Origin of the sequence: Mycobacterium colombiense, assembly GCF_001953985.1 — a bacterium.
Classification (GTDB): Bacteria; Actinomycetota; Actinomycetes; order Mycobacteriales; family Mycobacteriaceae; genus Mycobacterium; species Mycobacterium colombiense_B.
In genome coordinates this window covers 46,759-59,399 of the sequence record NZ_MBEI01000006.1, presented here as the reverse complement: position 1 = coordinate 59,399, position 12,641 = coordinate 46,759, and the positions used below count along the sequence as shown (strand labels likewise).

Genomic DNA, 12,641 nt, shown 5'->3' with positions numbered 1-12,641 from the left:
GTCCTAGCTCCGCCCTATCAACTGATCCGCATTGTCGCGCATGATTCGTTTCTTGGCAGCGTCGTCGAGCGGATCGAGCAACTTGATGAAGTCAGCAGGCTCGGCCAGCCCTTCTGCATGCGGGTAGTCGGAGCCCATCACCAGACAGTCGTCGTAGCCCAAGCTGCTGACGATCGCGGGCGTGTCATCCTCGGGGTACGGCACCACCCGAACATGCTGCCGGAAGATGGCGGAAGGCTTTTCCGTCAGTTTCCCGCCGATCCACGGACCATTTCGGCCCATGCCGCGGCTCTTGTCCATGTGTTTCGTGAAGAAGGGCACCCACTCTGCACCGTGCTCGGCGACAAGCACGTTCAACCCGGGAAAGCGGCCGAAGAGGTTGTCGAAGATCAGCGCCGAGAGGGTGTCCTCGATCGGGCGTTGGCCGTAGACGTTCATCCACTGCCATGCCGACATGTGCCACGAGGCAGGATCTGCGCAGTGCCCCCAGGCGGGTGAGATCGTGTCGAAGTACCAGAAGGGCATGATGTGGAATACGAGGACACAGCCGGCTTCCTGAAGTCGAGCGTAAATCGGATCAAAGTAGGGGTCGCCAGGAGATCGGCCGTATGCCGGGCCCGTCGGCAGCAGGACGAACTTCGCACCCTGCGCGATCAATGCGTCGGTTTCGGCGACGGCCGAGTCGAGGTCGCGAAGTGAAAGCAGCCCGGTCGCGTATATGCGGTCCTGGTAGTTGAAACCCCATTCCTCGTCGAACCATCGGTTGAACGACCGTAGATTCGCGTATAGCGCGGGAGTGTCATCAACGTAGTGCTCGGCGGACAGGGCCATGCCGCTCGGATAGATGACCATCCGCTCGACGTTCTGCTTCTCCATCACCGCGAGCCGTGCCGAACGCTCGATGTACTCGGGCTGCATGGGCTGCGGCTCGTAGGACTCCTCCGGGTTGCCGGATCCCATCTGCCTCAGCATCTCTTTCAGCGATCCAGGGCGGTATGCGACGTCCAGACCCAGGCCCCCCTCACTGTTGAAGGTTGCGACGCGATGGCCGGCGAGGATCACCTCGACCCCGTCCGCTCCACGCACGGTGGTGATTGCCCGATCCTGGAACTCCTTGGGCAGGTAACGGGTAAACGCGTCGCGCGTCTCGTAGCAGTGCGTGTCGCAGTCGAAGATCCCGTAGTCGAGTTTCGTCGTCACCGCGCGGCTCCTTCATGCGAGAATGATGATTCTCCTATTTCAGAAAAGATACTATCCTTTCCCGGCAATGCCTATCCCGCGTCGGGCCGGGCAGACCCACACCAAAGGAATCCGCGATGAGTGAAGCCGACGAACTCCGGCAGTCGGTGCGGGAGTTCCTGGCGGTCGCTTCACCGTCCGACCGGGTACGCGCCCTGATGTCCACCGCCCAGGGGTATGACGAATCGGTGTGGCGCCAGATGGCGCGTGAACTGGGGCTGCACGGCATCGCCGTCCCCGAAGAGTTCGGCGGGGCAGGTGCGACCTTGTCCGAACTCGCAATCGTGTTCGAGGAGATGGGCGCCGCGCTGTTGTGTGCGCCGTTCTTCTCCACCGTCGCACTCGCCACGCAAGCGATCCTCTGCAGCGGCGACGCCGCCGCGATGGGTGACTACCTACCGGGCTTTGTCGACGGATCCACGACCGCGACGGTAGTCCTCAACGGCAGCCTCGACGCGTGGGATCCGCTAGCCGTCACCCTGACGGCACGCGCCGACGGCGCCGGCCATCGGCTCTATGGCGATGCCGATCTCGTTCTCGACGGCCATACCGTCGATGTTGTTCTGGCCGCGGCGAATACGAGCGAGGGCACATCGCTGTTCGCGGTCTCGGCGAATGCCGACGGACTCATTCGTGAACCGCTCGCCACGCTCGACCGCACGCGAAAGGTCGCTCACCTACAGTTCCACGACGTACCCGCCCGGTTAATCGGAACCGATGGGGCCGCGGCCGTCGGCCTGGCTCGCACGTGCGACCTGGCGATCGCAGCGCTGGCCGCCGAGCAGGTGGGCGCCGCCCAGCGCTGCCTCGACATGGCCGTGGGCTACGCCAAGGAGCGAATCCAGTTCGGACGGCCCATCGGCAGCTTTCAGGCCATTAAGCATCGTTGTGCCGACATGCTGGTGCTCGTCGAGGGCGCTCGCTCGGCCGCCTTTCACGCTGCGGAATCCGCTGACAGCAGCGACCTGCCGATCGCTGCGTCAGTAGCGAAAATGACCTGCTCGGAAGCTTTTCTGCAAGTCGCCTTGGACAACATGCGAATCCACGGCGGCATCGGGTTTACCTGGGAACACGACGCCCACCTCTACGTTCGGCGCGCCAAGGCCACCGAGCTGATCTTCGGCAGCCCCGACCACCATGCCCAGCGCCTGGCAGCCCTGGCAATGAAAGGACGACCGTGACCATCTCGTACTCCCTCGAACTGCCCACCCAGCGGGTGGACGCCGTTTCCGAATTCGTCACCGCCGAAGCGATCTCCGAAATTTCGCGCGTAGGCGAGGCGAGCGGATTCGCCGCCGTGCACGTCACCGACCACCCCGCCCCCGACGCGAAATGGCTCGACCATGGCGGGCACCACGCCCTGGACCCGTTCGTCGCCCTGTCGTTCGCGGCAGCCGCCACCACGGTCGTCAGGTTGCTCACCAACGTCTACATCGCCGCCTACCGCAACCCATTCCTGGGTGCGAAGTCGATCCAGAGCCTGGACGTCCTCTCCGGTGGCCGACTGATACTCGGCACCGCCGCGGGTTACCTCAAACCCGAATTCAAAGCGCTGGGAATAGATTTCGAAAACCGCGGGGCGTTGCTGGACGAGGCGCTGGACGTGCTCAACAAGGTGCTTACCGGCGAGGATGTCGCTTACGAGGGCAGCTCGTTCGCCGCGCGAGGTGTGCGACTGTATCCGGTACCGACGACTCCACCACCGATCTGGGTTGGCGGCAACAGCAAGCCCGCGGTACGCCGTGCGGTTGCCCGCGCGCAGGGGTGGGCGCCGTTCAACACATTCGGCTACGCGACCGCGTCACGGACCGCTGAGATCTCGACGCTTGAGGAATTAGCGTCGGCGATAGCCTGGGCCAAGAAATACGCGGCCGAGATCGGCCGTACCGAACCGCTGGACATCTGCTTCTCGGCAGGCAATCTGCTCGACGAAAGCAGGTCGACCGACGAACGACACGCGACGATCGCGCAGCTGGAAGCGATGGGCGTGACCTGGCTGACCATCGCACCCCAGGGCGCCACCCGGGCCGAATACATCGACCACGCGCACGGTTTCGCAACGGAGTTCATCGCATGAGGCTGTCGGCTGCAAAGCCGTCCACGTTGATGCTCCGATGCGCGAACAACCACTGCCCGTTCAGCGGCACGAGAACGTCGCGATAGCGTCCCCAATGGTCGAGGCCGATGTCGGTGTGGACGGCGAAATAGCTACTGACCTCAACCCGGTCTCTGTCAACAGAACCAAATCGAATGCTCGAAACGTGATGACGCACATGAGTGGGCGGCTGCCTCGCCGGGTCAGGGTCGTTGGACATGGCAGCGCCGAGTCCCGTCTCGATCTCTGCGGGACCGGTGAGTGGGTGCGCTCCGCCGGTGAACTCGAGGGTGCCGTCCGGTGTGAAGCAAGCGGCGAGACCGCGCAGATCGAACCGATCGGTGGCGGCGGTGTAGTCGGCCAGCGTCTGGCGCACCGACTCGCGAATTTCGAGCTCCCAGGCATCCATCTGCTCTCCCTCGGCCAACTGACTGGAAATTGCGTTCTCGCACACGATAACGTCTATTCTCATGCCGCAACCCAGCCTGCTTGATCTGTTGACCCCCGCCACGACCGCCCTGGTCACCCAGGAATGTCAGGGCGGTGTAATCGGCTCCCAGGCCGGTCTGCCCATGTTGGCCGAGGAAGCCAGCCGGGAGGCGATCCCTAACATTGCCCGGCTTCTCAACGCAGCTCGGGCGGCCGGCGTTTCGGTTGTGCACTGCCTTATGCAGAAGCGCCCAGACAACCGCGGGTCCAATAGCAATGCCAGGCTGTTCATGGCGGGGAAGTCGTTCGCCGCCGATTTGACTCCGGGCAGCCCCGGCGCCTCGGTGCTACCTGAGTTCGGCCCGGATCCAAGCGATCTGGTCCTTACCCGCACGCACGGCGTCGGACCGATGACGGGTACCGACCTTGACTCGGTGCTACGCAACCTCGGAATCCAGACCATTGTAGGCGTGGGTGTCTCGGTCAACATCGCGATTCAGAACTTTGTGATGGACGCCGTCAATCGCAGCTATCAGTTCGTGCTTCCGCGCGATGCGGTATGTGGTTACCCGCGCGAATACGCGGAATCGATCATCGACAACACGTTGGCGCTGCTGAGCACGGTGACCACTACCGAAGCAGTCGTGAAAACGTGGCACGAGCTCGCCTGACCCGGCCCCGGATAGATGTTGTTGCGTGTTGGTGATAACGTCATTTCCAAATAACGTAAACGGCCATATTCGCTGCTCTGGAGGGATCAGTCACGTGTCTACCCGGTCCTTGCCGTATCCGGTCTTCGACATCGACAACCACATGTACGAGACGAGGGACGCGCTCACCAAATACCTGCCCAAAGAGCACCGCGGCAAGGTCGGCTACGTCGACGTCAACGGACGGCCCAAGCTTGTCGTCAAGGACCACATCAGCCACATGATTCCCAACCCGACATTCGAGCGCGTGGCCCGGCCTGGCAGCGCCGAGGACTACTTCTTGGGCAACAATCCAGAGGGCCTCAATTTCCGCGAATTCATCGGTGAAGCAATGGATGTCATCCCCGCCTACCAGGACCCGGCTCCCAGGATGGAGCTGATGGATGAACTCGGCATAGATCAGTGCGTCATGTACCCCACCCTCGCAAGCCTCATCGAGGAGCGCACCACCGACGACGTCGTCCTGACCCACGCAATCATCCATGCACTCAACGAGTGGATGCACGAACACTGGACTTTCAACTACCACGACCGCATCTTCGCGACGCCCGTCGTTTGCCTGCCACTCGTAGACGAGGCCATCCAGGAGCTGCACTGGTGCCTCGAAAGAGGAATGAAAACGTTCTTGGTTCGCCCAGCTCCGGTGCCCAGTCGCTTCGGCGGCTCGCGATCGATGGGTCTGCCCGAGTTCGACCCGTTCTGGGAAGAAGTCGTTAAGACCGGCATTCCGGTGACCATGCACGCCTCGGACAGCGGATACCAGAAGCACCTCATGGAATGGGAGGGCGGCGACGAGTACCTTTCGTTCAAGCCGAGCGCACTGCGCGAGGTGGTCATGGGGCACCGCGCCATCGAGGACACTTTGGCGGCGATGATCTGCCACGGTGCGCTGTCGCGCTTCCCCGACCTGAAGATCTTTTGCGTCGAGAATGGCAGCGGTTGGGTACGCAATCTTCTCGAACAGCTCAACACCGCGTACAAGATCATGCCCAAGGAGTTCGACGAGCATCCTGTCGAGGTGTTCAAACGCAACATCTACATCCACCCGTTCCTCGAGGACGATGTCAAGGGGATCGTCGACATCATGGGCGAGGATCACGTGATGTTCGGCTCCGACTTTCCCCACCCCGAGGGCATCGGCGATCCGTTGAGCTTTGTCGACCGGCTCGACGGCATCTCCGATGCCGCGAAGGCGAAGATCATGGGCGGCAACGCCATTGAGCAGTTGGGGCTCAAGGTCCCGGCATGACGCAGGCCTCCCCCACCGTCTACGAGGGCATCTCCGGCTTCGAATCCCACGTCGGCGAACACCTCGGCTACAGCGGGTGGCACGAGGTCACACAGAAGGAAATCGATCTGTTCGCCGAGGCGACCGGTGACCACCAGTGGATTCATGTCGACGCGGAGCGGGCGGCCAAAGGTCCGTACGGTAGGACGATCGCGCACGGTTATCTCACGTTGTCGCTGGTTCCCATTCTCGTGCAACAGATTTACCGGGTAACCGGGCTGGCGATGCAAGTCAACTACGGTTCCGACAAGCTTCGCTTCCCTGCCCCGGTGCCGGTCGACTCGCGCATCCGCGCCGGCGCCGAACTGGTCAAGGTGGAGCGCAACGACAGGGGTGGCCGGGCCACCGTGCGCGTTACCGTGGAGGTTGAGGGATCCGACCGACCGGCATGCGTGGTCGACACCATCGCGGCCATGGTCGATGACTGAACCTACGCGTTCAGCAGCCGTTCGCCGATAACCTGATCGTCGCGCAGCTTCGTCAGCTCGTCTTCTGACAATCCCACAGCGGCAAGCACCTCAGCGTTGTGCTGACCGAGCGTCGGCGATGGTGCGCGGTGATGCCGAAGCGGTCCCGGCGTGATCCGAAACGGCCAGCCCGGGAACCTCTGTCGCCCAGCGAGCCGATGCTCGAGCTCCTCGTAGAAACCGCGCGCCTCGAGCTGGTCGACGTCATACATGCGGTCCGAAGTGAGGATCCGCTCCGCGGGCACACCACGGCGAAGGAGCGCCTCGGCGATCTCGTCGGGCGGTCGGCCCGTCGTCCATCCGGAAAGAATGTCGTCGAACGCGTCGTGGTTGTGCAGCCGTGCCTGCGGTGAGGCGAACCGCGGGTCGTTAAGCAATTCGGGCCGGCCGATCACATCGACGACGGCGGCCCAATCCGAGTCGTCACGCACCGAGATGGCCACCCACTCATCGTCGTCACTGGCCGCGTAGACGCCTTGCGCGTAGAACCGGTGGCGGTTGCCTTCCCGCTCGTACGCCCGTCCCGTGAGCGAGTATTCGATGACCGGCTCGGCAGTCACCGCGGCACCGACCTCGATCTGTGCGACCTCGATCAGTTGGCCTTCACCGGTTCTGCGCTTGTGCTCGAGCGCGGCCAGCAGTGCGACGGTCGCGTGTACACCGACGATCGGATCGGCAGGCCCTTGTAGGTTGCACGGCGGACCGTCGGGGTAACCGGTGGCCGCCGACATCCCCGATATCTGCTCGAAGTTCAGTGCCCACCCGACGTAGTCGCGCCACGGACCTTCGAGCCCGAGCCCCGGCATGCGGACCATGATGACGTCCGGATTCACCTTCACCAGCGAGGCGTAGTCCAAACCGAACTGCTCCACCACGCGCGGCGAGAAGTTCTCCACCACGACGTCTGCCTCGGCGGCCAGCTTGAGGGCCAATTCGCGGCCGGCTTCGGTGCCGAGATTCAAGGTGATATCGCGCTTGTTGAGGTTGGTGCCCTGCCACATCGGTCCAATCTCGTACCAGTCATCGGTGCTGCGCAGCAGCGAGCCCGAATATCGGTGACCGTCCGGACGTTGGATCGACTCGACCTTGACGACATCGGCGCCGAAAGCACCCAGATAGCAGGTGAGGTAGGCGCCGGACCAGAATGTGCTCAGGTCGAAAACCTTGAGATCTGCGAATGGCAGTGTCACATCGTCAACTGCGGATGCGGCCGGCTTCGTCCGTCGATCGTGCGATGAAGCTGCCGCTCGATCGCCGAGCCGCGGCGCAGGTTTCGGTGGCTCAACCGGCGTGCGGGCCAACCTGAACGGAGCGCCCGGTCGGAGGAAACGTTGGCCTCCCGCTTCGCTTTCGATGAAGAATCCCCGCTCGCGGTACTGGGGACAGTCGAGGATGGAGGCTCCGTCGTTGACCGGCGCCGCGGGGATTCGCATCGCCTGGCTCAACTCGACCAGATCGGCCACGGTCATCGAATCGAGCCAGGGCTGCGCCTTCGCGAAGAACTCCTCGCGTTCGGGCCCGCCCAGCATGATGGCTATCTGATGCTCTCCGAATTCCGGCAGCCCTACCATCGCGCAGACGTCCAGCCAGTGCTGGCCGGTCAAGCAGTTGATCCCGATCCAGCCGTCGGCGGCACGCACGATGCCGAGCATCGGGCCCGCCTTTGAATTCGCCGGAAGACCAAGGCTTTTCAAACGTTCGGCCATCAGCATCGGATACGCCAAGGTTGACAAGAGTGACTCGAACGTCGAGACATCGACCTCGATCACCCGATCAAGACCGGCATCCGCGACCCGCAGGGCCGTCAGGGCCCCGAGCGCGGCGTAGCTGCCGGCGATGTACTCGGGGATACGGACGCCGGCCTGTACCGGCGCCCGGCCGAGTTCGCGAGTGTTGACCCACCCCGCCGCGGCCTGCAGGGTCAGCGACGTCGACGGGCGATTACGGCGTGGGCCCTCCTGGCCGTAGTCGGCGATGCGGACGATAACGAGGTTCGGGTTGACGCGTTGGAGCGCTTTGCGATCGAGTCCCCAGTTCAACCTGTCGGTCGATCCGGCCGGCAGATCCTCGACTACCACATCCGCGTGAGCGATGACGTCAGACAGCGCATCGGGATGTGATTCGAGATCGATTGTCAGCCCGCGCTTTCCGGCGTTCAAATACTCGAAGAGTCCACTCAATGAGCCCCAGCTTCGCAGCGGATCCCCCGCCGGCGACTCGACCTTGTACACGTCGGCGCCGAGATCGAGGAGCAATTTGGTGCAGTACGGTGCCGCAATGTCGGTACCGACTTCGACGACCCGCAGCCCCGACAGGGATCCGGTCACGCGGGCACTCCGATCGCCTTCGGTTCCATGTACGCCCGCAGCCCCATCACGCCACCCTCGCGGCCGATCCCGCTCTGCTTGAAACCGCCGAACGGCGCGTCGCCGGGTATCGTGCCGTTGATCGAGATCTGACCGGTCCTGATCCGTCGCGCAAGTCCGACCGCACGCTCGATGTCGGTGCCCCAGATCGCGCCACCGAGTCCGTAGGCCGAATCGTTTGCGATGCCGACCGCTTCGTCGTCGTTGCGGTAACGAAGCACCGTCAACACCGGGCCGAACACCTCCTCCTGCGCGATAAACGACTCGGCGGTGGCATCGGTCAAAACCGTTGGCGCAAAATAGAAACCGCGATCGAGCCCCTCCGGCCGTCCACCGCCGGCGACAATCTTCGCGCCGTCGCTTTCGGCCTGGCGGACGAAACCTTCGACCCGCTCCAGGTGTTGACGACTGATCAGCGGCCCCATGCCGGTCGCCTCGTCGGTGGGGTCTCCGACGGTGACGTTGCGAGCCAGCTCGGCGAGCCGATCGACGACCTCATCGTGCAGCGTGTCCGGGACCACCAGGCGACTGTTCAGGATGCACGCCTGCCCCGCGTGCATCGTGCACCCTTCGAAGAGGAGGCGCTCGAACAGTTCGTCGGTCAGGTCGACATCGTCGAGCAGAATGCTCGCCGATTTGCCGCCGCACTCGAGCAGGATCCGTTTCATCGAGGTTGCGGCGCCGGCCATCACATCGCGACCGACGGCCGAACTTCCGGTGAAGGTCACCATGTCGACCCGGGGATCGATGGTCAAGATCCTGCTGGCCTCCACACTGCTCGGGGTGACGACGTTGACCACGCCCGGTGGAATGTCGGTCTCCTCGTCGATGAGGCGCGCCAGCGCGAGACCGGCCAGCGGTGTCAGCGGCGAGGGCTTGAGGACAAGCGTATTGCCCGCGGCCAGCGCGGCACCCAGCTTCATCACGTTCAGCGTGTGCGGGAAATTCCACGGCGTCATCGCCGCGACCACACCGAGTGGCTCGTAGCGCAACAGGGTGGTTCCCGCCGCTCCCCACGCGTCCATGGGCGCCTCAGCCGGTTCGACCGCCAGTTCCGCGGCATGGCCGACCATGAACGCGGGCCCCTCCACATGGATCAGCCGCTCGTTTGCTGTACATCCCCACTCGGCCTGCGCCAGCGCATAGATTTCCTCGGCGCGGGCGAGCAGCGCGTCGCTGAGCTGTTGGAGACAACGCGATCTCTCGGCCGGATCGACCATGGGCCACGGCCCGGAATCGAAGGCGGCACGCGCCGCACCGATGGCGTGCTCGACCTGCGCGACGCCGGCGTCCGGCGCCGAGGCAATGACCTGCTCTGTCGCCGGGTTGGTGACGTCATATCGGCCGGTGTCCGGTTCGACCCAGTTGCCATCGATATAGACGCCATAGCTGTCGACCAGGCTCGACTCGGCCATCACATCACTGGACCTTCCCGGTTGGTCGCCGAACTGTACGGTGTCGCCCGATGCCGATGCGAACATGTCCGACAATTCTTCAATTATGTACACCTGAAGATGCACTGGCGTCAACGCTGTTGCCATTTAACTGGGCGAACGATGATTGACATTTGCGCTGCTTGTCTGTAGACACAGCATCACCGGACATTCCTGGATTAACTGTCCGATTTCCCTTGTGCCGAGGAAGGCCCGCAGTGCCCGCTGACTCCACCTCCAGACCAACGTCCACGCTGCCTTTGCACTCTCCGGACTTCTACGCCGGTGACCCGTATCCGGGCTATCGGGAGCTGCGCAACAGCATGCCGGTCGTCTGGAACGACGTCACGAACTTTTGGGCCCTGACCAAGTACGAGGACATCCGCCAGGTCTCCGGCCACCCGATGACGTTCACGTCGACGCGGGGCATCTCGATCCCGGATCCCGCCATGCCGAGCCCGGTGCAGGAGGGAAACCTGATCTTCACCGATCCGCCACGGCACCGGCAGCTGCGCAAGCTGATCAACTCGGGGTTCACCCGACGCCAGGTCACGTTGCTGGAACCCAAGGTGCGCGAGATCGTCAAGGGGATTCTCGACGACGTCGACCCGGCACGGGTGTACGAGTTCGCCGAGGAGATTGCCGCGCCGCTTCCGACCCGGATGATCGCGGAGATGCTCGGCGCGCCGGCTGAGGACTGGGAACAGTTCCGGGCATGGTCGGACGCGGCGGTGGGTACCGCCGATCCCGACATCGAACTGGACAACATGGTGGCACTTGGCGAGCTCTACGAGTACTTCACCAAACTGATCGACGCGCGGCGTTCCGGCAAGGTCACCGGGCAAGACGACCTGCTGTCCATCCTCGCGGCCGCCGAGGTCGACGGCGAGCGCCTGACCGATGCGGACCTGCTCAATTTCTCCTTCCTGCTGCTGGTCGCCGGCAACGAGACGACACGCAACCTGATCGCGCTGGGCACGCTGGCGCTGCTGGACAACCCCGATCAATTCGCCTTACTCCGCTCGAAGCCCGAGCTTTTGCCGCTGGCCGTCGAAGAGATGCTGCGGTTCACCAGCCCGGTAACCCACATGGCGCGCGAAGCCACCGAGGACGTCGAGATCCGCGGCCAGCAGATCAAGGCCGGTGAAACGGTGGTCATGCTCTACGGTGCGGCCAACCGCGACGAGGAGATCTTCGGCCCCACCAGCGAGGAGTTCGACATCACCCGAAACCCGAACCCACACATAGCCTTCGGCGCTGGCGAACACGCGTGTCTGGGCGCGCAACTGGCACGGCTGGAGGCCAGGGTGATGTTCGAGGTGCTGCTGGGCACCTATCCGAGCATCGAACTGACCGGCGATGTGACGCGGCTGCGCGCCACGATGGTGCCAGGCGTCAAGCGCATGCCGGTACGGATGGGAGCCGGTGTCTGATGGATTTCGACTACACCCCCGAACAGGAGCAGCTTCGAAAGGACTACCGCCAACGCCTCGAAGCCGTGATGACCCCCGAACGCCGCAAGGCGGTCACAGGCTTGATGGAGGGCGGGGCCGCGGTGACCGAATGTCGGCGGGCGCTCGGCGAGGCCGGGTTGCTTGGCGTCGCATGGCCGGTCGAGTACGGCGGCAGCGGGCTGACTGCGCTCGAGCAGTACATCTTCGGTGAGGAAGCACGCCGAGTCCATGCGCCACTGCCGATGATCACGCTGAACACGGTCGGCCCCACGCTTATTCAGTACGGGACCGAGGAGCAGAAGCAGAAGTTCCTTCCCGCGATCCTCAAGGGCACCGTCGATTTCGCGATCGGTTACTCCGAGCCCGGCGCGGGAAGCGATCTGGCCTCATTGCGGACCAGCGCGGTGCGCGACGGCGACGAATTCGTGATCAACGGCTCAAAAATGTTCACCAGCGGCGCGGAATTCGCCGACTACATCTGGCTGGCGGCCCGCACCGATCCGGAAGCCAAGAAGCACAAGGGCATCACGGTATTCATCGTGCCCACCGACTCCGCCGGATTCTCCTGGAAACCACTGCATACGATGCCCGGTGTCTCGACCTACTACACCTTCTACGACGATGTGCGCGTTCCGGAGAACGCCATCGTCCTCGGCGAGAACCAGGGCTGGAAGCTGGTCACCAACCAGCTGAACCTCGAGCGCGCCGCACTCGGCAATCTCGGTGCGCTGGAGCCGCTCTTCAGCAAGACGCTGGAATGGGCCAAGACCACGGAATTCGACGACGGGTTCGTCATCGACCAGCCCTGGGTCCAACAGGCATTGGCACGGGTGGAGGCACAGGTCGCGGCCTACCGATTGCTCAACCTGCGCGTGAACACGAACATGAGCTCGGGTGGTCTGGGCATGGGCGAGGCTTCCGCCGCAAAGGTTTTCGGCACCGAGCTCACCCAGCAGGTGGCCCGCGAGCTGCTCGACGTGGTGGGCCAAGCCGGCCTGCGCAAGGAAACGTCGGCTCCGCTCCAGGGCGAACTGGAGAGTGCCTACCGATTCGCCGTCATCAACACCTTCGGCGGCGGCGCCAACGAACTGCAACGCGACATCATCGCGATGGCCGGTCTCGGAATGCCACGCGCACCCCGCGACATGCGAGCCTCCTGA

At 63.7% G+C, this 12,641-nt stretch carries 11 protein-coding genes; 7 read left to right on the top strand and 4 right to left on the bottom strand.

All coding sequences use genetic code 11. The annotated features are described in order from the left end of the window. Positions 1-3: 3 nt before the first annotated feature. A complete protein-coding gene (locus A5732_RS01305) occupies positions 4-1,200 on the bottom strand; it encodes an amidohydrolase family protein (protein WP_076051045.1) in 1,197 nt (398 codons plus the stop codon). Positions 1,201-1,316: 116 nt separating this feature from the next. Here A5732_RS01305 and A5732_RS01300 point away from each other — a divergent pair, with 116 nt between their 5' ends. Continuing rightward, complete coding sequence (locus tag A5732_RS01300; RefSeq protein WP_076100134.1) at positions 1,317-2,420, top strand: acyl-CoA dehydrogenase family protein; 1,104 nt, start codon at positions 1,317-1,319, stop codon at positions 2,418-2,420. After that, positions 2,417-3,316, top strand: coding sequence for a TIGR03619 family F420-dependent LLM class oxidoreductase (locus tag A5732_RS01295; protein WP_076100131.1), 900 nt, complete (start codon positions 2,417-2,419; stop codon positions 3,314-3,316). Before A5732_RS01300 ends, A5732_RS01295 begins: the two co-directional genes overlap by 4 nt. On the opposite strand, the gene A5732_RS01290 is transcribed toward A5732_RS01295, so the two are convergent. After that, positions 3,306-3,743, bottom strand: a complete 438-nt coding sequence (locus tag A5732_RS01290; RefSeq protein WP_076100128.1) for a nuclear transport factor 2 family protein — start codon at positions 3,741-3,743, stop codon at positions 3,306-3,308. The two genes, A5732_RS01295 and A5732_RS01290, sit on opposite strands and share 11 nt — an antisense overlap. A gap of 61 nt (positions 3,744-3,804) precedes the next feature. On the opposite strand from A5732_RS01290, the gene A5732_RS01285 reads away from it, so the two are divergent. The 3 genes from A5732_RS01285 to A5732_RS01275 all read left to right on the top strand — a co-directional run bounded on the left by A5732_RS01285 (position 3,805) and on the right by A5732_RS01275 (position 6,189). Beyond that, positions 3,805-4,434 carry a cysteine hydrolase gene (locus A5732_RS01285; RefSeq protein WP_076051049.1) on the top strand — a complete coding sequence of 210 codons (630 nt, stop codon included), beginning with the start codon at positions 3,805-3,807 and terminating at the stop codon, positions 4,432-4,434. Between the two features lie 94 nt (positions 4,435-4,528). After that, complete coding sequence (locus A5732_RS01280) at positions 4,529-5,722, top strand: amidohydrolase family protein (RefSeq protein ID WP_076051050.1); 1,194 nt, start codon at positions 4,529-4,531, stop codon at positions 5,720-5,722. Then, positions 5,719-6,189, top strand: coding sequence for a MaoC family dehydratase (locus A5732_RS01275; RefSeq protein WP_065056731.1), 471 nt, complete (start codon positions 5,719-5,721; stop codon positions 6,187-6,189). Before A5732_RS01280 ends, A5732_RS01275 begins: the two co-directional genes overlap by 4 nt. Positions 6,190-6,191: 2 nt before the next feature. On the opposite strand, the gene A5732_RS01270 is transcribed toward A5732_RS01275, so the two are convergent. After that, positions 6,192-8,555, bottom strand: a complete 2,364-nt coding sequence (locus A5732_RS01270) for a CaiB/BaiF CoA transferase family protein (RefSeq protein ID WP_076100125.1) — start codon at positions 8,553-8,555, stop codon at positions 6,192-6,194. Next, complete coding sequence (locus tag A5732_RS01265) at positions 8,552-10,009, bottom strand: aldehyde dehydrogenase family protein (protein WP_076100243.1); 1,458 nt, start codon at positions 10,007-10,009, stop codon at positions 8,552-8,554. The genes A5732_RS01270 and A5732_RS01265 overlap by 4 nt, the downstream gene beginning before the upstream one ends. Before the next feature lie 278 nt (positions 10,010-10,287). On the opposite strand from A5732_RS01265, the gene A5732_RS01260 reads away from it, so the two are divergent. After that, a complete protein-coding gene (locus A5732_RS01260) occupies positions 10,288-11,460 on the top strand; it encodes a cytochrome P450 (RefSeq protein ID WP_076051052.1) in 1,173 nt (390 codons plus the stop codon). After that, entirely contained in the window at positions 11,460-12,641 is a 1,182-nt protein-coding gene (locus A5732_RS01255; protein WP_076100122.1) for an acyl-CoA dehydrogenase family protein, read from the top strand. Before A5732_RS01260 ends, A5732_RS01255 begins: the two co-directional genes overlap by 1 nt.